The organism is Lysinibacillus sp. NPDC094177, from assembly GCF_050279145.1.
In the GTDB taxonomy this organism is placed as follows: domain Bacteria; phylum Bacillota; class Bacilli; order Bacillales_A; family Planococcaceae; genus Lysinibacillus.
In genome coordinates, this window is sequence record NZ_JBNNTW010000004.1 from 225,094 (window position 1) to 248,254 (window position 23,161).

22 protein-coding genes are annotated in these 23,161 nt (G+C 36.5%); 9 read left to right on the forward strand and 13 right to left on the reverse strand.

The annotated features are described in order from the left end of the window. Positions 1-54 precede the first annotated feature (54 nt). Positions 55-1,317, reverse strand: coding sequence for an MFS transporter (locus ACQKNC_RS09160; protein ID WP_427424545.1), 1,263 nt, complete (start codon positions 1,315-1,317; stop codon positions 55-57). Between the two features lie 387 nt (positions 1,318-1,704). Beyond that, positions 1,705-2,601, reverse strand: a complete 897-nt coding sequence (locus ACQKNC_RS09165; RefSeq protein WP_427424546.1) for a LysR family transcriptional regulator — start codon at positions 2,599-2,601, stop codon at positions 1,705-1,707. A gap of 107 nt (positions 2,602-2,708) precedes the next feature. Between ACQKNC_RS09165 and ACQKNC_RS09170 the strand changes: the two genes are divergently transcribed. The 4 genes from ACQKNC_RS09170 to ACQKNC_RS09185 all read left to right on the forward strand — a co-directional run bounded on the left by ACQKNC_RS09170 (position 2,709) and on the right by ACQKNC_RS09185 (position 7,620). Further along, positions 2,709-3,911 (forward strand): CynX/NimT family MFS transporter, encoded by a 1,203-nt coding sequence (locus ACQKNC_RS09170; RefSeq protein WP_427424547.1) that lies wholly within the window; start codon positions 2,709-2,711, stop codon positions 3,909-3,911. Between the two features lie 189 nt (positions 3,912-4,100). After that, on the forward strand, positions 4,101-5,855 hold the full coding sequence (locus tag ACQKNC_RS09175; RefSeq protein ID WP_427424548.1) for an ABC transporter ATP-binding protein: 1,755 nt from the start codon (positions 4,101-4,103) through the stop codon (positions 5,853-5,855). 17 nt (positions 5,856-5,872) lie between these two features. After that, complete coding sequence (locus ACQKNC_RS09180; RefSeq protein WP_427424549.1) at positions 5,873-6,550, forward strand: response regulator transcription factor; 678 nt, start codon at positions 5,873-5,875, stop codon at positions 6,548-6,550. Next, entirely contained in the window at positions 6,547-7,620 is a 1,074-nt protein-coding gene (locus ACQKNC_RS09185) for a HAMP domain-containing sensor histidine kinase (RefSeq protein ID WP_427424550.1), read from the forward strand. Before ACQKNC_RS09180 ends, ACQKNC_RS09185 begins: the two co-directional genes overlap by 4 nt. A 72-nt stretch (positions 7,621-7,692) precedes the next feature. Here ACQKNC_RS09185 and ACQKNC_RS09190 read toward each other — a convergent pair whose 3' ends face one another. Then, positions 7,693-8,280 (reverse strand): NAD(P)H-dependent oxidoreductase, encoded by a 588-nt coding sequence (locus tag ACQKNC_RS09190; RefSeq protein WP_427424551.1) that lies wholly within the window; start codon positions 8,278-8,280, stop codon positions 7,693-7,695. A 121-nt stretch (positions 8,281-8,401) separates the two neighbouring features. Here ACQKNC_RS09190 and ACQKNC_RS09195 point away from each other — a divergent pair, with 121 nt between their 5' ends. Next, on the forward strand, positions 8,402-8,839 hold the full coding sequence (locus ACQKNC_RS09195) for a MarR family winged helix-turn-helix transcriptional regulator (RefSeq protein WP_427424552.1): 438 nt from the start codon (positions 8,402-8,404) through the stop codon (positions 8,837-8,839). A gap of 144 nt (positions 8,840-8,983) precedes the next feature. Next, a complete protein-coding gene (locus tag ACQKNC_RS09200) occupies positions 8,984-9,757 on the forward strand; it encodes a YqcI/YcgG family protein (protein WP_427424553.1) in 774 nt (257 codons plus the stop codon). A gap of 195 nt (positions 9,758-9,952) precedes the next feature. Here the strand turns inward: ACQKNC_RS09200 and ACQKNC_RS09205 are convergent, their stop codons facing one another. Continuing rightward, positions 9,953-11,278 carry an amino acid permease gene (locus ACQKNC_RS09205; RefSeq protein ID WP_427424554.1) on the reverse strand — a complete coding sequence of 442 codons (1,326 nt, stop codon included), beginning with the start codon at positions 11,276-11,278 and terminating at the stop codon, positions 9,953-9,955. Between the two features lie 25 nt (positions 11,279-11,303). Beyond that, a complete protein-coding gene (locus ACQKNC_RS09210) occupies positions 11,304-12,239 on the reverse strand; it encodes an arginine deiminase family protein (protein WP_427424555.1) in 936 nt (311 codons plus the stop codon). A 249-nt stretch (positions 12,240-12,488) separates the two neighbouring features. Here ACQKNC_RS09210 and ACQKNC_RS09215 point away from each other — a divergent pair, with 249 nt between their 5' ends. Continuing rightward, positions 12,489-12,950: an NUDIX hydrolase gene (locus ACQKNC_RS09215; RefSeq protein ID WP_427424672.1), complete on the forward strand. Its 462-nt coding sequence runs from the start codon at positions 12,489-12,491 to the stop codon at positions 12,948-12,950. 86 nt (positions 12,951-13,036) lie between these two features. Here the strand turns inward: ACQKNC_RS09215 and ACQKNC_RS09220 are convergent, their stop codons facing one another. Next, positions 13,037-13,264, reverse strand: a complete 228-nt coding sequence (locus tag ACQKNC_RS09220) for a transcriptional regulator SplA domain-containing protein (RefSeq protein WP_427424556.1) — start codon at positions 13,262-13,264, stop codon at positions 13,037-13,039. 219 nt (positions 13,265-13,483) lie between these two features. Here ACQKNC_RS09220 and ACQKNC_RS09225 point away from each other — a divergent pair, with 219 nt between their 5' ends. Both ACQKNC_RS09225 and ACQKNC_RS09230 read left to right on the forward strand, forming a co-directional pair. Continuing rightward, positions 13,484-14,872: a TldD/PmbA family protein gene (locus ACQKNC_RS09225; RefSeq protein ID WP_427424557.1), complete on the forward strand. Its 1,389-nt coding sequence runs from the start codon at positions 13,484-13,486 to the stop codon at positions 14,870-14,872. Between the two features lie 3 nt (positions 14,873-14,875). Then, positions 14,876-16,219: a TldD/PmbA family protein gene (locus tag ACQKNC_RS09230; RefSeq protein ID WP_427424558.1), complete on the forward strand. Its 1,344-nt coding sequence runs from the start codon at positions 14,876-14,878 to the stop codon at positions 16,217-16,219. Between the two features lie 165 nt (positions 16,220-16,384). On the opposite strand, the gene ACQKNC_RS09235 is transcribed toward ACQKNC_RS09230, so the two are convergent. The 7 genes from ACQKNC_RS09235 to ACQKNC_RS09265 all read right to left on the reverse strand — a co-directional run bounded on the left by ACQKNC_RS09235 (position 16,385) and on the right by ACQKNC_RS09265 (position 23,078). Further along, the gene (locus ACQKNC_RS09235; RefSeq protein WP_427424559.1) at positions 16,385-16,894 is read right to left on the reverse strand and encodes a QueT transporter family protein; all 510 of its coding nucleotides are present in this window, start codon (positions 16,892-16,894) and stop codon (positions 16,385-16,387) included. 152 nt (positions 16,895-17,046) lie between these two features. Next, the gene (locus tag ACQKNC_RS09240) at positions 17,047-17,802 is read right to left on the reverse strand and encodes a 3-oxoacyl-ACP reductase (protein WP_427424560.1); all 756 of its coding nucleotides are present in this window, start codon (positions 17,800-17,802) and stop codon (positions 17,047-17,049) included. A gap of 55 nt (positions 17,803-17,857) precedes the next feature. Next, positions 17,858-18,079 (reverse strand): DUF2829 domain-containing protein, encoded by a 222-nt coding sequence (locus tag ACQKNC_RS09245; RefSeq protein ID WP_427424561.1) that lies wholly within the window; start codon positions 18,077-18,079, stop codon positions 17,858-17,860. 233 nt (positions 18,080-18,312) lie between these two features. Further along, complete coding sequence (locus ACQKNC_RS09250; RefSeq protein ID WP_427424562.1) at positions 18,313-19,161, reverse strand: GNAT family N-acetyltransferase; 849 nt, start codon at positions 19,159-19,161, stop codon at positions 18,313-18,315. Between the two features lie 20 nt (positions 19,162-19,181). Next, entirely contained in the window at positions 19,182-19,736 is a 555-nt protein-coding gene (locus ACQKNC_RS09255) for a histidine phosphatase family protein (RefSeq protein ID WP_427424563.1), read from the reverse strand. 371 nt (positions 19,737-20,107) lie between these two features. Continuing rightward, positions 20,108-21,415, reverse strand: a complete 1,308-nt coding sequence (locus ACQKNC_RS09260) for a Spo0B domain-containing protein (protein WP_427424564.1) — start codon at positions 21,413-21,415, stop codon at positions 20,108-20,110. 625 nt (positions 21,416-22,040) lie between these two features. Further along, positions 22,041-23,078, reverse strand: coding sequence for a C45 family autoproteolytic acyltransferase/hydolase (locus ACQKNC_RS09265; protein ID WP_427424565.1), 1,038 nt, complete (start codon positions 23,076-23,078; stop codon positions 22,041-22,043). Positions 23,079-23,161: the final 83 nt, after the last annotated feature.

Below are 23,161 nucleotides of genomic sequence, written 5' to 3' on the forward strand. Positions count from 1 at the left end.
AAGAGGTAAATATAAGGGATAATTAGTCATTTAATTTCCTAGCATTAAAGTGAATCATTTTGCTGCCTCGCTCTTTTCAAATCGTAGAATCCTCTTTGTCACTGTTGCCATTACTACCATGACAACACTAATCATTAAGATCGGAACGTAGACTTTATCACTAAATGCTTCAAATAATAAGCCATACAATATTTGCCCAATTGGTGCCATACATTGTGAAACGGCAATGATAATAGCCATGACTTTACCTAAGTTTTCATTAGGTGTTTCTTTTTGTACAAGCGTAATAACATATATTGAAATAACGGTAAGAATCATAGCTATGATCAGTGCACTACCTACAAATAAAGTATACGATGGATAATAGCCGATATTAAGCACATGAGGCGTAACCGCTAAAACCATTGGAATAATCAATAAAGCGGTGATAAACACCCAAAAGTACAAATTATTGATACCCATTTTTTTCGTAAAGTACCCCATAGATAAAGCTCCTAAAATTGTAGCAAAATCAATTAACCCCATCCCTACTCCATACAAAGTATCACTACTTTGCATTGTAACACGGAGAATAATCGGAACCCCTACAACAAACAGCGGTGTTAATAATAAATTTAATAATGCCGCTAATATCATACATTTGAAGATAAAAGATTGCTTCACTACATAGCTAAAGCCCTCTTTCAAATCATTGACAAGCGTCGGAATAATATGTTCGCTTTGCTCCCGTTGCATAAATGGTATATGAATGAACATCTCTAATATGGCAGAAAGGAAAAAGAACACTCCACTCACCACGACAAGCACTTTTAAGCCAATTATACCGTAAAGTATTCCTCCTAATACAGGAGTAGCTACATTAGACAATGCTTGAATACCATTAACAATTCCATTGGCTTGCTCAAGCTTTTCCTTTTCTACAAGTACTGGAATACTGGCCATTACTGTAGGTGCATACATAGCACTAACTAACGAAAGCAGTACCATCACAGCACCAATAAGCAAAATGGATCCATTCCCAATTGCTAGCATTGCAAAGAAAATAAAAACAATTATGCTACTAATACAATCGAAAATCACCATTAAATTACGTCTATTAAACCTATCAGCAATTGCCCCTCCAAGAGGTGATAGTAAAATTGGAATGCTCGATATCGCAAATAGTACTGCAAAAAGATCTGCACGCCCTGTAATATCAAGTACATATAGTGAAAGAGCGAATCTTAAGAGAGCAGATCCTAAAATAGAAATAATTTGCCCAACCACCATCAGGTTAAAATCTTTTGAAAAGCCTTTTCTTTTTATCTGTGATTCCATTTCGATAGCCACCTTCCTTTTAGTCAATGGATTTTGAATTCCTAATAACCGTCATTCAAGAGTGAAAGTAAAGAAACTATAATTTTCTTTTCGAATAGCAAGGACAAGGAGAGTACTAAAAACATTAAGGACGGCATTGTAATATAAACTTCCATTACAGACCGACTGTCGGTTTATATTTATTATATGGTACATATCCAAAAAAAGGAACTTATATTTTATTTATTCTTCATTTTTCTGTACTTGGTGCTGTTAAATCTGCATTTCACTCGTTTATCATAGATTCACAAGTTGCTTCTCTAAACAAAGTAATCCCCCACAAACAGAGCATTCAGTATTTGAAGATCATTGGGAATTAGACAACAAAAAGCTAGTCCCTTTTTTGGACTAGCTATGGAAATATTCTTTAATTTGTTCAATTAACGCTTTTGTTGCTTGACTTACATAACGATCCACTCGATAAACAATTGACAAACTGCGTCTTGGTGCGTAGTCCTGAATATGTATGATCTTTAAAGATGGATCATTCATCTGTTGGATTAACTGATTGGGCTGTATAGTGGCACCTATATTCGCTCTAACAAGATTAATAATCGACGTAACTGAATTTGTCTCAAGAACAGAATTTAATTGAAAACCATGTTTTTTTACAGTCTCCTCCACAATTTCCCTCCCTACAAAGCCTTCTGGATATATAACCACTGGCAAATCTTTTAATTCTACTATGCTTATACTTTCTCGATTTGCAATTGGATGCTCCTTCGAAACAATTAGCACGTATTCCTCCTGACATAAGGGAATCGTAACAAGTCGGTCATTCGGAAGAACGTTTATAGCAATGCCCAGATCGACTTCATTTTCAAGAACTTGTCGCACAATTTCGACAGACGACAAAATCTTTAATTTAACATTAGGGAATTTTTGGTGAAAATCGATGACAAGCTGTGTAATTCGATAATCTAAATCTGATGGCATAATTCCTACTCTTATCTCTCCACTTTTCATTTCCTTTAAATCTTTAATGGAGTCTTTGACGTTTTGTAATATATCTAATATTTCTGTTCCGTACCTTAACAATAGCGAGCCTGCCTCGGTAAGTATAATTTTTTTGCCAATCCGATCAAACAGTGGCATACCAACCTCATCCTCAAGTACTCGTATTTGCTGACTTAGCGTCGGCTGGGAAATACCTAGTTTTTCAGCAGCTTTTGTAAAGTGTAACTCCTCACAAACAGCCATAAAATAATGAAGATGGCGAATTTCCAATATATCACGACCTATCATAGTTAATACCTATCATTGTAATAGTAATAATAGTATTGTTCAATTATCTGCAATGTTATAGACTTCAAATTGTGATTATTATTAGCTATAGAAGGAGTTGAAAGAGAATGACTGTAAAACGTACGATTATTCCAATTATCGCTATTATTTTAGCTTCCCTTAATCTACGCCCCGTTATAACTTCCGTTTCTCCGTTGTTAGGAACTATTCGGGAGTCATTACAAATGAGTGCTGCTACTGCAAGTTTATTAACATCATTAGCAGTACTATGTATGGGCTTATTTGCGCCATTTGCAATAAAACTTGCCAATCGCTTTAGCATTGAGCGGACCATTGCTTACTCACTTATTCTTATTGGAATGGCAACAGCTGCAAGATTTTTTGCCTACTCTGCATGGGTAATGCTGCTAACAGCCTTTCTTTCTGGCATTGGCATCGCTATCGTAGGGCCTTTATTATCAGGCTTTATTAAACAAAAATTCACGAATCCTTCTCGTATAGTCGGTATATATTCGTTAGCATTAGTTATAGGAGCTTCGCTTGGCTCAGGTCTTTCTATACCTTTAAGCACCCTTTTTCATACATGGCAAGCATCTACTGCATCATGGGCAATTCTTGCTGTCATCGCTGTTTTCTTTTGGTGGAAACCAATTGTGAAACATCCAGTCGATACGACTACCTCAGACACCTCTAGTGCTGAAAATAATTTAAAGCAACTCCTAACAAATCAAAAAGCTTGGCTATTAACTGGTTTCTTTGGTTTAATGGCTTTCATGTTTTATACAATTATGGCTTGGTTGCCACCTATAGGGGAGGACATGGGCTATAGTAAACAAGAGGCTGGAATGATGTTGACACTATTAACGGTTGCCCAAATGCCTGCAACGTTTTTAGTGCCCATTTTAAATAGTCGTTTTCAGCATAGAGCTGTATGGTTAGTAGGCTGTTCATCATTAGAAATAATTGGTTTATTGATGCTACTGTTTTCTTTAAATCCTTGGTTAAGCAGTGTTCTGATCGGCCTTGGTGCAGGGGGTCTATTCTCATTAGGACTAACATTACCAATTGATGAAGCCAAAGATATCAAAGAGGCAAGTTTATTGGCTGCTATGACACAATCAGTTGGCTTCGTATTTGCTGCACTTGGCCCTTTCTTTGTTGGTCTAATACGAGATTTCACTGGAAATTTTACAGCCGCAATTATTTGCATGATCATCATCGTCATGGCTATGATCCTTATTCAAATAAAAATTGGGAATCAGAAGCAACCGCACATCAATCATGTCCACATAAAAAAGACGACTTTCTAGCAAGGAAGGTCGTCTTTTATTTAAAGAATTGTTTATTGCACCTTTTCTACCATCACGCTATTCTCCTAATCAAGCAACCTATGAAATCTCTCCACTACACTTTCATTTCATATTCAGTTCACAAAGAGGTGTTATAGTAACATAGAAGATAACTTTTATTGTTGATGAAAATAAGGAGGATTCTAAATATTGCAAGAGACTTCAAAAGATTCTACTAAACTTACAGATTGGCGACGCTTTGTGCGCCTAGTGAAACAAGCTGAGCCACCAATATGGCTTTTAATTATTGCATTAGTGATGAGTTTAACGACTACGGGCGTAGGATTTATCGTGCCATTATTTACAAAAAAATTAGTGGATGGCTTTTCCTTAGCATCCCTTGATTATTGGCAAATTGTTTTGTTAGGTATTGCTTTTATCGCGCAAGCTATTGCAAGTGGGCTTTCCATTTATTATTTAAATCGTGTCGGACATCATGTTGTTGCGAAATTACGTGATCAACTTTGGAGAAAGCTACTTCATTTACCTATTCCATATTATGATGAAAATGATACAGGTGAAACATTAAGTCGTGTTACGAATGACACAGCTGTCGTCAAAGAGTTGATTACAGAACACCTTGCAAACTGTTTATCGGGTGTAATTTCTATTATAGGATCAATCATCATTCTATTAATTTTAGATTGGAAAATGACCTTAGTAATGCTAATAGCAGTTCCACTTGCCATGGTTATTTTAATGCTATTAGGGAAGCGTATGTTTGTCATTTCAAAAGGAATGCAAGATGAGACAGCAAAATTTACGGCAGTGCTCAATCAAGTATTACCTGAAACACGCTTAGTAAAGGCTTCAAATGCTGAGAATATCGAATATGAGCGTGGCAAGAAAGGTATTACCAACCTCTTTACGTTCGGCTTAAAAGAAGCGAAAATTCACGCGCTTATTTCGCCACTTATTTCATTTGTCTTAATGTCAGTACTTGTGGCCATTATTGGCTACGGTGGTGTACGAGTATCTTCAGGAGAGCTTACAGCTGGCGACATGGTAGCATTTATTTTATATTTAATCCAAATCATCATGCCGATGACCCAATTAACGATGTTCTTTACACAGCTTCAAAAAGCAATGGGTGCTACCGAGCGAATTAGTGCATTACTTGAGCATGAAGAGGAAAATATTTTCGAAGGAAACACATTAGAAAAAGTGGATCAGCCGATTTATGTAAAAAATGTTGACTTTGCTTATGGAGAAGAACCGATTTTAACAGATATTAATTTTACCATTGAACCAGGAAAAGTAACGGCTATCGTTGGACCCAGCGGCGGCGGTAAAACCACTACATTTTCTCTGTTGGAGAGATATTATCAACCTACTAGCGGAATCATCAAACTTGGAGATACGCCAATCGATACATTCTCTCTGCACTCTTGGAGAAGTCAAATCGGTTATGTTGCGCAGGAAAGTGCACTGCTATCTGGTACGATTCGAGAAAATATTTGCTATGGCATTGACAGAGAGGTGCAGGATGAAGAGCTTGAAAGAGTTGCCAAAATGGCCTATGCCGATCAATTTATCAACGAACTATCAGATAAATTTGACACGGAAGTAGGAGAACGTGGTATTAAGCTTTCTGGCGGTCAACGACAACGCATCTCTATCGCAAGAGCATTGTTACGTGACCCTCAAATATTAATGTTAGATGAAGCAACTTCTAGTCTAGATAGTAAATCGGAAATTTATGTTCAAAAAGCATTAGATAATTTAATGCAAGGTAGAACAACTCTAGTGATTGCACACCGCCTTTCAACAGTTGTAGATGCAGATCAAATTCTTTTTGTAGAGAAAGGGCATATTACGGGCAGTGGTACTCATGATACACTTTATGAGACACATGATATGTATCGAGAGTTTGCTAAGCAGCAATTACGTATTAAAGAGGAATAACGAAGGGACTTGTTAGCATGACAAAGCTATTAGTTGTGGATGATGATGCGCATATTCGAGAATTAATAAAGGTATTTTTACAAAATGAAGGGTTAGAAGTTATAGAGGCAACGGACGGTGTAGATGCACTGTCCAAATTGGATTCTGATAAGGTGGATATGATTATCATGGATATTATGATGCCGAAAATGGATGGCTGGGAATTATGTGAAGAAATACGTTCCTTTAATGAGAATCTACCAATCTTAATGCTTACTGCAAAGGGTGAAACCTCACAAAAGATAAAGGGCTTTCATCTTGGAACGGACGATTATCTTGTTAAACCATTTGAGCCAGCAGAGCTAATTGTCCGTGTGAAATCAATACTTAAAAGATACCATATTTCCCTATCTCAACTTGTGGAAGCTGGCAATGTCAAATTAAATCGTAATACATATGAAGTCTTTTATAACGGTGAATCTTTAACACTTCGATTAAAGGAATTCGAACTATTATTTGCGTTAGCCAGTTATGCTGGGAAAACTTTTTCACGTGAACAGCTAATCGAAGAAATTTGGGGGTACGATTACGAAGGTGATGAACGTACAGTCGATGTTCACATTAAAAGACTTCGGCAACGTTTCCCACAAGAAACAAGTGGATTTGCTATTCGTACAATTCGCGGTCTAGGCTATCGATTGGAACTTGATTCATGAGAAAACTAAAATTCTTTTTAAAGCTTTTTATAACTTTAATGCTTCTACTTATCATCAACATCATATTTGCTTTTATTTCTTACCACATAACGTCCTGGCTTTATGATTGGTTAGGCAATCATCCACAAGGTTTCTGGCTTCAATTATGGACCGTAGTTGGTGTTTTTGTTCTCTTTGCTTGCTCTGTTATCATCACCTTTTTAATTGGGCTAAAAAAACAACGAAACTATTGGGATTCGATTGTAGATGCATTAAGCCGAATTGCTAAAGGTGATTTTACCGTTAAATTAGATCTTAAAGCAGATGAAGATCAGTTCGGTCAACTAATACATGGCATCAATCATATGGCAGTCGAATTAGGCGAACTAGAAAGAATACGCCAAGAATTTATCTCGAACGTATCTCATGAAATTCAGTCACCTCTAACATCTATTAATGGCTTCGCTAAAGCATTACAAAACATGGACCTACCAGAGGATAAGCGACAGCATTATTTAACAATCATTGAGATGGAAAGTAATCGACTATCGAAAATTAGTGACAATTTGCTAAAGCTAACAGCATTAGAATCACAACATCCCCCATTCGAGCCAAAACACTACCGACTCGATAAGCAATTGCGCAATGTAGTGCTAGCACTAGAACCAAATTGGTTAGCTAAAAATATAGAGATGGCTCTGCAATTAGAAAACCTATCGGTAATGGCGGATGAAGACTTAATGAATCAAGTATGGATGAATTTACTTAGCAACAGCATTAAATTCACTCCAGCAGCTGGCACCATTACAATATCTACGTCGACGCAAATGGATATGATCACTATTGCCATTCATGATAATGGTATTGGTTTATCGGCGGAACAACAAAAGTATGTTTTCGAACGATTTTATAAGGCCGACCAATCGAGGACAGCTGAGAATGGCGGAAGTGGTTTAGGGCTATCCATTGTTAAAAAAATCATTGATATGCATAATGGAACAATTACTGTTGAAAGCGAGCTTGCTGAATTTACAACGTTTCTTGTAACACTACCACTAGAACTTTCGTTTAAAAAAACATCTGCTGAATGAAGATAAATCAGACTCGTGCAAACGAATAAGAGATTCTTTCTTTCGTCTGCACGAGTTTATTTGGCAGACGAACTAGTAAGCTACTTTTCTAAAATATTGATAAACTTTTTCGAGTTTTTTGCTTTGCCTCCCCTTCTTACTTTCCATATTGCCGAATTCAAAAAACTTCACTTGTTTAATGCCAACAAAATTAAATAACGCTCTTTTCATTAATATTTTATGCGCATTATTCAGCCATAATAGTGGATATTTGGTTGGCCCCTTCATTGTCGAAATGCACACCACTGATTTTCCTTTTAGAAGCCCCTCAGGAAATAACCCCTTTTTATCTTTATAGGCAAAATTGGCCGCAAACAATTGATCAATATACCCTAGAAGCATTGCTGGTGGCCTTCCCCACCATATCGGATAGACAAAAACGATTTTATCAGCCCACCTAATTTGTTCTCGATATTTCTCAAGCTTTGGATCACGAAACATATCTCGACGGCGTTTATGTTCATCAAATACTAAAAGCGGATTAAACTGCTCCTCATATAAATCTACTACTTGAATCTCCTTTATGAACGGATTGTCATTACAGCCCTTAATAGCCTCATGTAAAAAAGCATAATTCAAACTTTTATGATTGGGATATGTATAAATAATTAATGTATTCATCATGCATCCTCCATTACTTATCATTTGATAATAAAATAATAATTCACCCCATTTTAGTTGTCAAATGATAATTGTTTTAAGATAAGTTTTTTGTTATCTTGTCAGTAAGAGGTGAACAAGTGTGGACAAAAAAGTATTATTCAATCAGTTTGTAGCATTTACAGCAGCAGTACACCAAGTAACGCATGAATTAACTCAAAACGTTAAAATCGATAATATTACACCCGTACAATATAAAATTCTTGAATATATTAAAGTAAGCCAACCAGTCACACCTACCGAAATTAGTGACTGTCAGCATATGTCATTACCTAATACAAGCCGTGAATTACGAAAATTACAGGAAAGAAAGTTTATTGAAAAAATTAGCGATACCGAAGATCGAAGGAAGCACTATGTTTGCCTTACAGAAGATGGAGAAAAAATAATGGAGGAAGCATTCGCCTGTATAGAAGACCGCTTTCAACAACTTATCCAACATGCATCTAAGAAAGATTTAGAAGATATTCATAATGCATTAAACATTCTTGATAATAAGATTTTTCATCAAAAATCATAAATTCAATCAATTTTTCTATAATATAATTGGATCTATTTAGTGGTTTCCTTACTGCTATCATTTAGAAAAAGTTTAACGCAGTTACATATTCACATTTTTACTCTTTCTTTAATAGTCTAAGGATGTAAGAAGGAGGAGACATAAGTGGAAGTAGCAGTGTTAGACAAGAAGTGGATAAAAGAACATTTTGAAACACTTCCATTATGGCAACAGTCAGCATATACAGACTTCGCTGCCATGGTTGCGGATGAAGCAAATACGTTTCCCTGTATTCCAGCTAGAAAAGGTTTTTTGTCGAACGAGCTTCGCTATAGTTTCATCGGAGATCCACGTGAGGAGCAATCGATAAAGACCCTAGCACAATGTTTAAAGGAATACGATAAGTACTCTCATACATTCGGAAAATATACAACTCATACCATTTTCTTCAAAACCCCTAATGATATGCATAATAATTTCGATGTTGAGGATTATAGACATTTATTTTGGTCCGTTTTAAACAATTTAACTAAATTTGATGATATCGATTGGCCAAAGGAAATTCCAACCGATCCATCGCATCATGAATGGGAATTTTGTTTTAACGGTGAGCCTTATTTTGTGTCTTGTGCAACGCCCGCACATAAATTGCGCAAGAGTCGTAATTTTTCTACTTTATTAATGGCATTTCAGCCACGCTGGATATTTGAAGAAATGAACGACTCTACTGTATTTGGTCGAAAATTAAAGAAGCTTATTCGTCAACGCATTACCGAATACGATGCTATTTCAGCTCATCCTGATTTAAAATGGTATGGGCAAGAAGGTAGTTATGAATGGAAGCAGTATTTTTTAAGCGATGATAATAGTAGTCCATCGAAATGTCCTTTTTTACGCATGCAAAATTCTCTGCTCTTTCCACAGAACAAAGAACAATAATCCTCGGCGTAATTGCGTCCAGAGGCTTTAGGCAACAGATGTTTTTCACGCGAAAGCGTAGCGGCAGCAACAACAGCACGATGTTGGTCACTCAGTCGTTACCACAGGACGTGGCGCTCTAAGACTGAGTTCCTCTATTACAGCGGATGTTTTTTGTACCGAAAGCGTAGCGACAGGGACACCCGCTGAAAGAAGTTAAACATGCTTACCGTGTTTTTGCCTTTTCATTACAATCCAAGTCGCAATTCCTATGATGACGATAAAAAGCAGGCTCACGAAAAAACCGAGTCTGCTTGTTTTTTCCCCTAACGTCCCAGACACCGTCATCACAATGAGTAATATTCCGATATAAGTCTTCACATGCTCCCACTTCGACAGCTCCATTAGCTTCCTATATGTCACTAATATAAAGAGCCAGTTATAAATCAGCATTAAACCCGCAGCTGTAACCAAATATTCAAAAATCTTTTCTGGCATAAGGAAGCCTATAACAATAGTTATGATTAAACCACTAGCTAAAAAAAGAAATGCAGGAAATGGAATTTTCATGTTCCCTTTTTTAGCCAAGGAAGCTGGGGCATCATGATCCTCGGCCAGTGTAATAAGGATCGTTATGACCGCATATAAAGAGCCTACCATTGTTGAAAAACCTGCAATTATTAAAACACCATTAAAAATGTCTGCAAAAAAAGGTATGTGATAACCATTAAGCGCAGTTATAAATGGGCTCTCCTCAATATTAAAGTCCTTCCAAGAAACAAGCGCCAAGGCAAGCATAATAGCCATTATAAAAATGACAGTTATAGCAATAATCATAACCTTTCCAGCTTTCGGTGCTTCTTTAGGATTTTTTAAATCAATGACCATTAAACCCATAACCTCAATTCCTCCAAATGCATAAAAGGCATATAGCAATCCCAGCCAAATTCCTTTCACACCCTGTGAGAAAAATTCTTCATAATTCGCATGCAATGCATCGAGTGTCGTTGATTCCGTATTAAATCCTTTTATTATTAAGACTACCGCTACTATAATAAACATCACAACTGCTGCTGCCTTTAACGCACCAAAAATATTTTGAAAGTTTTCAAAGCCCTTCATACCCGTAAGAATAACGGCTAATCCAAGTGCAGCATAAATAGATGCTGCAACCCATAATGGCAGCGCCGGAAACCAAAACTTCGTAAAAATACCAAGCGCCGTCAATTGGCTACCCATAATAAGTATCTCAGAAATCAAGTAAATCCAGCCATTACTAAATCCTGCCCAATTTCCAAAAGCTTGCTTTGCGTAAGTACAGAATGATCCTTTATCTGGATTGTCAACTGACATCTTCACAAGAGCATCGTAGACAATGTACGTAGCAATCGCCGCTAGCAAAAAAGGAATCACAACAGCAGGACCACTCTTATGAATGGCCATACTTGTCCCAAGAAAAAATCCTGTTCCTAGTGTACAACCTATACCGAGAAGCGAAAGCTGCCACCAAGACAACCTCCCTTTACTTGTTTTAGATGTCATTTTTGATCACCCCTCCTGCCTTTTGCTACTTTCTTAACAATGGCAATGTCATGCAACGAATGCCACCACCGCCCTTTTCAAGCTCCGAGACTTCAATTTCTATCAAATTTTTCTTTTGCAATTGTGGATGCTTCGTCCATTGCTGCTTCGTTGCTTGCTTACTAATCAACAATGTTTCGGGATTAAGATTAATAAAATTGATATCAGGGATTGTATTATATTTTTCAAGCCAGTAAACGTCAAAGCCATGGTGATTTAAAAATTGCTCAGTCATTTCAAAACGACTTGTTTGAGCTGTAAACACGTGTACAGGAAAATAACGCATAAAGTTTTTAGCTATTAGCAGATTAGCGTTCGTAACATTACAGTTCATATCTAAATGAAGTGTATCGGAGCGTCTTGGCAAATCAATGATCGCAATTTCTGAAAATCCTTCTTGGAAGATGCGATTCTTGATACTTTCCACTGCCTCTAATGTTGTTCTCATTCCAATATTTATAAGCACGGCATCCTTATTTAAGATCAGCACGTCTCCACATTCTAAAGCAGTAGAAGATTGTTTAACTTTTAAATTTTTTTCTGGAAACCACTTTTCTAATAATGAGTGAGCATGTTGATACTCTGGACGCCTTAGCGAACTACCTGCCTCTCCAAGGAAAATACTATTTCCTATAACACAGGCAAGATCGCGCACAAAGTACCTATTAATAAGCTGCTCACTTACAGTATTCTCTTCATTTGTTAGCTCTTTCGAATAATCAATAACATGGACACCCTCATTTTCTAATGTTGTCTTAAATTCCATGAAATTCTCCATCGCTTTTACATGATTGACAGCAGCACTCCACCCTACATTTTCAGCGATTGTTAAATCTGTTACATCTAATTTTGAAGGTGCACAAAGCATAACAACCTTTAGCTCTTCATGCTCCGTCCAACAATTTACTTGGAATGAATCCATAATGTATTCTCCCCTTCTTCATGACTATCTCTGTTAGCGTTACCACCAAGATTGGGATTATACAAATTAAAGGAGGATTTTTTTGTTATATAGATAATTCATATATAAGTATAAAAACAATTAAAGAAATGAGTGTAACTATGGAATACAATCAATTATGCCTCGGCATAATTGCGTCCGGAATCGGCTTTGTGCTCGCACAAAGCCGATTCCGTGACATCCGCCGGAGGCTTTAACTTCTTTCAGCGGATGTTTGGACACCCGCTGAAAGAAGTTAAATTTTTAAGACAATATGTAGGACACCAACCCATCATTTTACCTGGTTCAGTTGTATTAATTCTCAATAACGAAAATGAAGTGTTATTACAAAAGAGACACGATGGAGGCTGGGGTCTTCCAGGTGGTTTGATGGAATTAGGAGAAAGCTTAGAAGATACCGCAAAAAGAGAAGTGTTAGAAGAAACAGGATTGGTTATAGAGGACCTAAAGTTATTAGATATTTTTTCTGGTCCAGAGTATTATCTTAAAGTTTCGAATGGGGATGAATTTTACTCAGTTACGGCAGTCTATTATACAAGAAATGTTAAAGGCGATTTAGTTATTGATTATAAAGAATCAGAGACAATGCAATATTTCTCACTCTTAAAGTTACCGGATGGATTAGATAGCAGATATATTGAACCATATGTAACACAGTTAGTTATAGAATAATATTTAGAGAGAAAACTTATCACGTCTTCTCTCATTAAAGTGTTGAACAACTGATTTAAGTAAAAACTGCCACTTGTAAGTCTCCATCAATGAAAATACTGATGATAAGCTTGCTCAGCATCCATTTCGCTTGTAAAAATGAACATATCGTTTGTTAGCGGATAATACGACTCAAAGAGAAATAGCGCCAGCTCCTTTAGATTATCCGGATTGTTCACTACTACCGCTTCCTGTATGTTTACTACTTCCTGAATATGTGGATGTCGATAAAAAATATAAACGATATCCCCTGCATTATATTGCTGTTGTTTCATTCCATCACCTTCCTATGCCTTTTCACTAGTTTGATGTAAGAAGATGTTAAATATAATTAATTTTTAATTCTCATGTAGATATTCATTGGAATATTTCCCTACTAACAACACTCCCTATCATAAAATGTCACAAATAGAATATAAATAATCATGTGATACACTTCACAAATGCAGAATTTTCCGAATTATTTGGTATACTTAAGAAAAGGAGGGAAAAATATGATTAAACAATCAGTTATTGAAAATGTACTTGAAGCTGCCCTTTCTACAGGTGGCGATTTTTCCGAAGTTTTCATCGAGGATAAGTTCGTTAATGAATTAACATTACAAAGTGGAAAAATTGAACAAAGTATTTCAGGGCGTGACTTTGGCATTGGTATACGCATTTTTTCCGGTCTTCAGAGTATCTACACATACACAAACGATTTTTCAGAGGAGGGCTTACTAGCAGCAGCAAAACGAGCAGCACTTGCCATTAAAGGAGGTACTACTGGAACGATTCAACCTCTAAAAAAAGAAATTATAACGCCAATTCATAACATTATCATTCTACCAAACAGTGTAGAGCATACTAGAAAAGCAACGATCATGCGGCAGGCTAATGACATTGCTAGAAATTATGATGAACGCATCAGTCAAGTTAGAGTTCGTTATCTTGACGAAGAGCAACATGTTTTAATTGCCAACTCAGAAGGAAAATTTGTAGAAGATACGCGTATTCATAGTCGACTTGCCATCCAAGCAACTGCCTCCGAGGGCAAAGAAATGCAAACGGGCTTCTATGGTCCTGGCGCACATGCGGGCTTTGAATTTATTGAAAATCTAAATCTAGAACACTATGCTGGTGAAGCTGCACGTATTGCGGTCACTATGCTTCATGCCGATGAATGTCCTAGCGGTAAATTCCCAGTCATCATTGATAATGAATTTGGTGGTGTTATATTTCACGAGGCTTGTGGTCACGGACTTGAAGCTACAGCCGTCGCGAAAAACAATTCCGTTTTTGCAAACCGTATTGGTGAAAAAGTTGCCCCTGATATTGTTACATATATTGATGATGGCACACTTCCAAACGAATGGGGTTCTCTTAACATTGATGATGAAGGGGAAAAAACGCAAAAAAACATCTTAATTGAAAATGGTATTTTAAAAGGTTACATGATTGATAAATTTAATGCACGCCGTATGAATGCTGAACCAACTGGATCTTCACGACGCCAATCCTATCGTTTCAATCCAACATCTCGTATGACGAACACATATATCGCTCCAGGCACATCTACTCCTGAAGAAATTATTGCATCTACCGAATATGGTATTTATGCGAAATATATGGGTGGTGGGCAAGTAAATCCATCGACTAGTGACTACAACTTCGCGGTAATGGAAGCTTATATTGTTAAGGATGGAAAAATCGATCGTCCAGTACGTGGTGCAACACTTATAGGAAACGGAGCAAAAACATTGCAGCTAGTTGATCGGGTTGGTAATAATCTTGCGCACGGAGCTGGCATGTGCGGATCAATTAGTGGTAGTCTTCCCGTCAATGTAGGCCAGCCGATGATTCGTGTTAGTGAAATGACAGTTGGAGGAACAAAGGGGGAATAATTCATGAACATTGTTGAATATCAAGAAAAACTATTAAATAAGGCGATAGAGGCGGGTTTTAAAGAGGCAGAAGTTTATTATGAACGAAAAAACTCTTTTCAGTGCATGCTTTACGAAGGGCAGATTGATAGCTATGAAACGTCTGAGGATGGAGGGCTAAGTCTACGTGGGCTGCACAACGGAAAAATGGGTTACGCCTATACAGAGAAATTAGACAATGATTCTATTTCCTTTTTAATCAACAGTGCAAAAGAAAATGCAGACATTCTAGATGAAGATGAGGGCATAGATATTTTTGAAGGCAGTAATGAATACACGCCATATGAATTTTACAATGAAGAATTAGAGACTATTGGGATTCCTGAAAAAATAGAGCTACTTCGTTTAATTGAACAAAAAATTCGTGCGTACGATACGCGCATTGTAACGCTTGATTATTGTTTACTTCAAGAATATAGTACTGAACGTTCATTAGCGAATAGTAAAAACCTTTCCTTATCACATAAGGAGAACGGCTTAGTCATCTTCCTTTCCACAGTAGTCAAAGTAGGTGAGGAACTAAAAACGGGTAGTTATTTGAAAATGACACGCGATTTTCATTCTCTCAATGCTGATGAAATTGCAAAAGCAGCTGCAGAGGAAGCTCTTGCGAATCTAGGTGAAAAGTCGATTCCATCTGGAAAATATCCAATTATCCTACGCTCTGATGCGACAGCTTCTTTACTAAGTACTTTTATGCCTATTCTGTCAGCTGAAAATGCACAAAAGGATCAATCTTTATTAAAAGGGAAAGTCGGACAAAAAGTGGCGTCAGATGCTTTTACATTATTGAATGCCCCATTCCATCCTGAAGCTTTGTCTGGAGCAAGCTTTGACTGTGAAGGTGTTGCAACAAAGGAGCAGTCCATAATTTTAGATGGAACACTGCAAACACTATTACACAATCGAAAAACGGCAAAAAAGGAAGGCTGCGAAACAAGTGGGCATGCACATAAAAACTCATACAAAGGCACTTTATCAATCGCACCTCAAAATTTATATATTTCACCAGGTAAGCGATCGCAGGAGGAGTTAATTGCCTCAGTCTCTGAAGGAGTACTTATTACTGAATTATCTGGCCTTCACTCCGGTACGAATACAGTTTCTGGTGATTTCTCAGTCGCGGCAAAAGGTTTCCATATTCAAGATGGCAAAATTGCATCACCAGTAAAACAAATGACAATAGCCGGGAACTTCTTTGAGTTCTTAAATAATATCGAAGAAATTAGCTCCGAACTTTTCTTCTTGCCAGATGGATATGGCTCCGCCTCCCTCCTTGTGAAAGAATTATCTGTAACAGTAGAATAAAGCGGAAGCGGATTTATTGAGTGATGCTTCAAATGTTCAGTCACTGCCCCCCTTGTCGCGGACTTAATGCAAACTAATTTTCAGCAGGATTACGGGGCTTAATAAATAATATACAATCAAAAAAGCAAGTCTCCTTTTAATGGCTACTTGCTTTTCTACTTTAATTTATTTTGTCAAATCAATTTTTTTATTTAATAAATAAATAGTTATACCGCCAACAGTCATAGACAGCAATTCTCCAACTCCTACTGTAAACCATGTCGCCCAAAACGGAAGATCATAGAGAATTGTTAATTGTCCTGCAACGGTGAACATTGATATTGAAAAAATCAATGCAGTTATAACCATTTTCACAATAACATTTGTTATATTTTTCGTTACTCTTCGACAAAGAATTAGAACGAGAAATGTCGCAATTCCACCAATGGGTACATCTAATATCCACGTTGGTGACATGAAATTAGCGAGTACTACTCCTAGAGTCACGGCTAACACATAGCGCTTGTTGTACAATGCCAGATAATTGAACATCTCCGACAAACGTAGTTGTACAGCCCCAAAACTAATGACTGACAATAAAACAGTTACAGCCACATATAAAGCTGCAACAAGTGCCGTCTTTGTAAGTTCAGTTACAGAAGTACGGCTTGAATTTTTTACAATAGATGTATTCAATTTTATTCTCCTTTGTAAAATAGCACATCCGCTATTTTAGTAATAACTACGGCCAAAGGAAGAGAGCTTTTCACCCTATCTGAAGTGCCGCAGTGCAAGCTAAATTTTGCTTACTTGCGTATTATAGCAAAAAAATTTATTATTGAACAATATTATTTAGTAAGCCATCCGCCATCAATCGGTATAATTGAACCATGTATATAATCAGCTGATTGACTAGCCAAATAAAGTGTTAAACTCGCCACTTCACTTGGTTGAGCCCACCGTCCTGCAGGCGTTTCATTGGCGACCCATTTTGCGATTTCTCCATCACCTTCAAAATCTGCCTTGTTCATCGGTGTTTGAATGGCTCCAGGTGCAATGGCATTGGCACGAATTCCTTCACGACAATAATCTAAGTCTAACTGCTTTGTATAGCCTACAATCGCATGTTTAGACGCTGTATACGCCGCCCCGCCACCGCCAGCAACAAGCCCTGCAATTGACGCCATATTAACGATTATGCCTGATTTTCGTTTTACCATATGGGGCAATATCGTATTTGTCACAAAAAAAGTACCTTTTACATTGGTATTCATAATTTTATCCCAAAGCGCTTCATCTGTATCGAGTGTTTTTGCAAAGCCATCTAAAATGCCTGCGGTATTTAATAAAATATCTACCTGCTTAAATATTGAAATCGCAGCTTCAAATGCTTGCTCTACATCGTCCTTATTGCATACACTACCTACCCTATAGGCAAATTGTTCAGGATATTGGTGATGTAGATTTACTAAACCGTACTCATCTAAATCAAATCCGAATACACTCGCCCCATTTTCTAAAAATGCAATAGCTTGGGCATGTCCAATTCCTGAAGAAGCCCCCGTTACAAATATTGTTTTACCCTTATATTCTTCAAACGTCATTGATCTCTCTCCTTAAAAAACAAAGAAACCACCTCATTTGAGATGGCTCTTCCGATTAATTGACAATTATCCAATCTTCCGCTAATAAATCACAGACTGTCGGTGTGAACATAGTATAGCCCTCACCACGTACATTAATTAAAAAATAAGGATTCAAAGTCTCGCCATCATGTTCGCTTTGTCCAACAAGCTTCACATACAATTCGGCACCACCCCAATTTTTACGAATTACTTTCTCTCCGGCTTTTAAGCGTGGTAATATCTCTTCAAACGTCATTTAAATTCATCCCTTTATTTACATTCTTTATCGGATTAGTATACTGGAATTCTTAAATGTTTACAACCTGATATAAGTACTGCTAAGATAACTAGCCCTCAAGCAAACGCATTAGAGTCCACGATGATTGTATAAGTATAGCGTTGGCCATTTAAAACTCCCAAAATTCAAGCAATTGTCCAGCTTAACATTGACATTTCAAGCCTTCTGTAATTTTCTCTACACGTAAACTATTAATCCATCTTCTTCTTCATTTGTACTTGCCCAGTTTTCACTTCTAGTCCATTCTCCATTAAATAGCTAGTGGCTGGATTGCTTGCTAAAAAGTTAACTGTAGCCAGATTTACTTTGTGATTTGCAATGCTTGCGATAAAGTGTGGTATATTTTCTACATTGCTATTCTGCAATAGCTCTAATTGATAAAGTACTATGTGGTCGATGGCTCCATCCTTACCCCATACGGTTCTATATAACATATAGCCAATCGCTTCATTATTCTCATTGTAAAAAACTTTAGCTTCTCCTTGCTTGTTGCTTTGCCAGCTACATTGCCAAGGAACATCCTCCTGATAAAAAGATAAATGTGATAGCTGCTCTGGCCGAATAGTTTCCACATAAATTGCGTTTTGCTCCTCTACTTTTGCTTCATATTCGCCACTTAAAAATAGCAATTGATTTGTAATTGTATAACCATATTTCTCATATAGCGCAATGGCTATTTTATTTTCTTTTATAGCTTCAAGTGTTGCAACTTCCACATTCTCTCTTTCATAAATGGCGATTGTTTCTTCCATTAAAGCACGAGAAACTCCTTTACCGCGATAGTCTGGAGAAATGCCCGTTCCACCATTCCAAGAGGTTTTCTTACCATCTATTTGTCTAAAGCCATTTAATACAATGCCTACAGGATTATTCTGATCAAATGCGACTATTGAAAGCTCTGGCGATAGTCCTTCACCAACAATTCGGTTTAAAAACTTTTCTTCATTCATTTCTATTTGTACAAAATACCCCTCAAAGCCTTTATTCCAAGTTTTTAAAGTTTCCTCTAAAGTGCACTGTGAGACTGTTTTTATTTCCATGTTTTTCTCCCATCCCTTGCTTAATTAGAGTTACTACCTAAAAGTGGTAGATCTTCTAAAGTTAGTTTTTTTATTATTTCATACCCATTTCCAGGACCTTTTGGTTTCACAATAACCATTCCCATATTAGAAATATTCCCTAATCCAACACCTTCGGGAAAGCTATGGGCAATGATCACTTGATTCGTACCCTGCGGTGGCTTTCTTTCTAACACTGATTGGAGATTTGATAATATATTTGTTTTTTCATCGATAGGAACATTCCCACCCAATTTATAAATTTCATAACCAATTGGGTCAATTTGGATATAGGCATAAGGAAATGCAAGCTGTGCCGTTTGAAACGTACGACAAAAAGGACTTGCGACAATCGGTGAACTAATCGGAATTTGTAAATAGCGAAGTATTTGTCCAAAATAAATTGCCTCCCTTCGCCCAACTTCAGACAAATTTCTTTGAGTATAACAATCTTGAAAATTTAAATATGGCTGATCCACGCCTTCAGTTGATTTACCATGCCTTGCATACAAAACAAATCCACCCTTTTTCAATAAATCGAGGATTGTTTTATCCAATTATTCCATCTCCTCCTAATAGAGTACCATTTTGATTATTAGTAATATATGAAATGAATTGCTCAAAAAATGTAAAAGGAAAGTTGAATCATCTTTTCGCATAGTGAAGCAGCTAATTTAGCTGGTAAACTCCTCTACTTCGTCGCTAAAACTCCCCATTCCGCCGCTAAACTCCTCTACTTCGCCGGTAGCGGATTTTGGTTTCTCGCTTTCACATATAAAAAACATTGTTGCTAAAGTTTCTTTTTATCACTGCCAGAAAATACATGCTATGTGAAGTGGTTGTTTTGTCGGAGGGCCAAGCTTTAATTAACACGATAGTTTATCCTCGAAAAAACTTCCTACAATTTTCTGTAGGAAGTTTAGAAATTTTACTTTATTGGAATAGTTACTATTGCGGTTGTCTCTAAATGTTTTGATGAATCGATAGAAATTTGACCTTCGTACTTATTGACAATTTCATTTACAATAAACAAGCCCTGCCCTCTTATTTTACCGCTCTCTGGTTTTTTAGTGGAAAATCCTTGCTTGAATATTTGCCCCGCCTCTACAATATTTGGCCCAGAATTTGTAACCTTAAATTCATATTGCGTGTCATCTGCTTTACAGCGAATTGTTATTTTTCGTTGCTCTTCCGGCAATTCATTTGCCGCATCAATAGCATTATCTATTAAATTCGACAAGATTTTGATTAAATCCGTCGTTTTAATTTTATTAAATGCATCCTCTGAGACTGTGAAATCCATATCAATATTATGATTTTGTGCCGTTAGTTTTTTCGTTTGTAATAATATAGACAAGCCCGGATGATCAATATTTACTTTGAGGGACTTAATAGCCTGAACCTCTTTGGACAGTGAAGATAAATATTGTTTGGCCTGTTCAGGTTTGTTTAATTGCAGAAATCCATGCAATACTTGTATATGATTTGTGAAATCATGTCTTAAAGAGGATACGGAAGTGATTAAAGTTTTAATTTCTGCTTGATATGTATCTTCTGTCGCTCCAACTTCCTTCGCCACTTCTTTTTGATACCATCTCTGTAAAAAGAAAAAAGAGCCTATTACGAGTAAAATGAGTACACCATTAAAAATAAAGATAAAAAGATTGTCTTCGATCACTTTTCCCTTGATGCCATTTAATGTTTCTGCACTAATATCAATGCCTAGGTATGCAATGATCTTTCCTGTTTTATCCTTTATCGGCGCACCAACAGATAAGTAGGCACCGTGTACAGAATCTGGTATTACTTCTGTTACATATGTTTCTCCTTTATAGGCTTTTTGCACTTGCTTTTCAGGTACTGTACAGTCCTCTCCGATATCGAAGCCTTTAGTCAAATCACCTGGTAATCCCATAATCATTGCTTTAGATACCTTTGGGTTATCAACTTTTAAAGTATAAACAAATAAAGCACCTAGTTTTACTCTTGCATCATTTAAGTAGCTTCTTAATTCCCAATAATAATCGTTTTTCTCGGGGTTATCTAAAAATTGTTTGTACGCCTCTACATCAATTGAAGATGCAATAGAAATAGCCGCTTCCAGACTTTGGTTCGCTATTGACTCCTCTACTGTCTTTTTCATTTTTATATAAGATGTAAAGATGTTTAAACTTGTAAACAATACTAATAAGATAGTTGATAGTATTAAAATTAATTTTATTTTTCGTGTTTTCATAAAACCTGGTACTTCCTCATCTATAGAAATGAATATTGCCTTAATTTAGTTGGGCTTGGCTTTCGCATCAAATACAAAAATTGTTAGTCGAGGTTGATATCATGTCATACTTTCTACTAGGGAAACAATTTCATTTCATATCCAACAATCCTATTATACTATAGTAAACTTCTTTTTTTTAGGTTGTTTAAAATTCATCATTAACTAATAATTCATTGTCACAAGATATTTCAGAGCGATTTGGACGGCAATGACTATCTACTTACCTGCTATAAGTTAATCTTAAAAGCACCGTTTCAATTCATTTGGGAAAATACATACGATAAAGGATTCTTCGCCTCTCTAAATAAAAATATTCGTTCTTATCTTATCATCACAAAAGAGTTTTGGCTATCACCAAGCCTATCTTTACCTCCACTACTGTTTGAGCTATTTCCTTCCTATACTTGAAATTGGAGTCGTCTATAAGGTACTGATAAAATTTAATTCTAAAACGATTTATATTTTTCGAGTGAGATATTGTACAAGTCACACCCAATAGTTTAATAATCCTTCTCTAGAAAGAAAACAAAAAAAGGAGAACAGCATTTTGTCATTACATGCCTCTCTCCTTATTATATATTGTTTATTCTATTCCTGCTTCGTTGTGTGGATAAATCCGACCTGTTAACCTTTTTGGAAGCGTTAGCGCTTCATCCAAATAATCTTTAAAAGAAATTATTATCGGTTCTGCATCCTCTCCTATTCCAACGATAACTTCTAGAAGCTTTGGCGAATAAATTACGGTATGTAGTGTGCCAAAGTATTCTTTATAGTGTTTAAAAAATAGCGGAGAATTTCCATTATTAAAATGTCTGTAAGTAGCCATTGTAGTCAAATTCTTTTCTACCAAGCTATTTAAAAAATGCTTTCGATTAACGGACCCTTGAATATTTTTCTTATTTTTCTCTTTCATACTAGTTGCTTCAAAATGATTCGTACAAATTAATGGATTTCCACATTTTTCTTCAAGCTTCTGTGGAGAAGCTTCTACTACTATAGATTGACCGCTTTGATCTGTCATTGAGTAATTGTAGCAATAACCATGTGGTAGCTCTCTGATTAGTTTAAGTGCTTCTTCAATATTTTTACATTGCTCTAATAATATTCGGACAATCGTTGAAGCGATAAAGCCCTCATCATGGTACTCACTATTAACAAAATGCAGACCGACAACTAACCCAAATTCATTCATTCCATCAAGTCTACCGATAATTTGTTGGCTAAATCCAACACTTGCGTATCCATTCATTGGATTAGAAAATACAAGTCTGGCATCATACAATGTAGGACTAAAATCATAGTTTCTTATGTATTTGCCATTTTGCACAAAAGATGTACAGCCCATTTCTGGAAAGGTAATATTATAGCCACTATACATTTTAATTACAGAATCCAGCGTTTGAGCCAACCCAACAGCCAATCCTTCCATTTCTTGTATAAGGCTAGGGCAATGGAATTGTAGTAGTTGTTTTGCCATTTGGACATTTGTTTTATTTGTTAAGTTCGGAAATCCATTCTGATGTGAATGTGACCGTAGCACTTTACTTTGTTGAAGTCCAATTTGATAGTAGCTGCCTCTTACATCAATAACTTCTACGATTAATTCTTCATAAGATCTCATTGCTATTCTCTCCTTACCTAATGTTATAGATTTTCTATTATTCATCGTAAAGCTTCAAGTTAATAAAAGGTCAAGTAAAATAT

Coding starts and splice junctions, on each gene's coding strand:
- ACQKNC_RS09160 (WP_427424545.1), bottom strand. CDS start 1,317: ATGGAATCACAGATAAAAAGAAAAGGCTTTTCAAAAGATTTTAACCTG.
- ACQKNC_RS09165 (WP_427424546.1), bottom strand. CDS start 2,601: ATGATAGGTCGTGATATATTGGAAATTCGCCATCTTCATTATTTTATG.
- ACQKNC_RS09170 (WP_427424547.1), top strand. CDS start 2,709: ATGACTGTAAAACGTACGATTATTCCAATTATCGCTATTATTTTAGCT.
- ACQKNC_RS09180 (WP_427424549.1), top strand. CDS start 5,873: ATGACAAAGCTATTAGTTGTGGATGATGATGCGCATATTCGAGAATTA.
- ACQKNC_RS09185 (WP_427424550.1), top strand. CDS start 6,547: ATGAGAAAACTAAAATTCTTTTTAAAGCTTTTTATAACTTTAATGCTT.
- ACQKNC_RS09190 (WP_427424551.1), bottom strand. CDS start 8,280: ATGAATACATTAATTATTTATACATATCCCAATCATAAAAGTTTGAAT.
- ACQKNC_RS09205 (WP_427424554.1), bottom strand. CDS start 11,278: ATGACATCTAAAACAAGTAAAGGGAGGTTGTCTTGGTGGCAGCTTTCG.
- ACQKNC_RS09210 (WP_427424555.1), bottom strand. CDS start 12,239: ATGGATTCATTCCAAGTAAATTGTTGGACGGAGCATGAAGAGCTAAAG.
- ACQKNC_RS09215 (WP_427424672.1), top strand. CDS start 12,489: ATGTTTGGACACCCGCTGAAAGAAGTTAAATTTTTAAGACAATATGTA.
- ACQKNC_RS09220 (WP_427424556.1), bottom strand. CDS start 13,264: ATGAAACAACAGCAATATAATGCAGGGGATATCGTTTATATTTTTTAT.
- ACQKNC_RS09225 (WP_427424557.1), top strand. CDS start 13,484: ATGATTAAACAATCAGTTATTGAAAATGTACTTGAAGCTGCCCTTTCT.
- ACQKNC_RS09230 (WP_427424558.1), top strand. CDS start 14,876: ATGAACATTGTTGAATATCAAGAAAAACTATTAAATAAGGCGATAGAG.
- ACQKNC_RS09240 (WP_427424560.1), bottom strand. CDS start 17,802: ATGACGTTTGAAGAATATAAGGGTAAAACAATATTTGTAACGGGGGCT.
- ACQKNC_RS09245 (WP_427424561.1), bottom strand. CDS start 18,079: ATGACGTTTGAAGAGATATTACCACGCTTAAAAGCCGGAGAGAAAGTA.
- ACQKNC_RS09250 (WP_427424562.1), bottom strand. CDS start 19,161: ATGGAAATAAAAACAGTCTCACAGTGCACTTTAGAGGAAACTTTAAAA.
- ACQKNC_RS09260 (WP_427424564.1), bottom strand. CDS start 21,415: ATGAAAACACGAAAAATAAAATTAATTTTAATACTATCAACTATCTTA.
- ACQKNC_RS09265 (WP_427424565.1), bottom strand. CDS start 23,078: ATGAGATCTTATGAAGAATTAATCGTAGAAGTTATTGATGTAAGAGGC.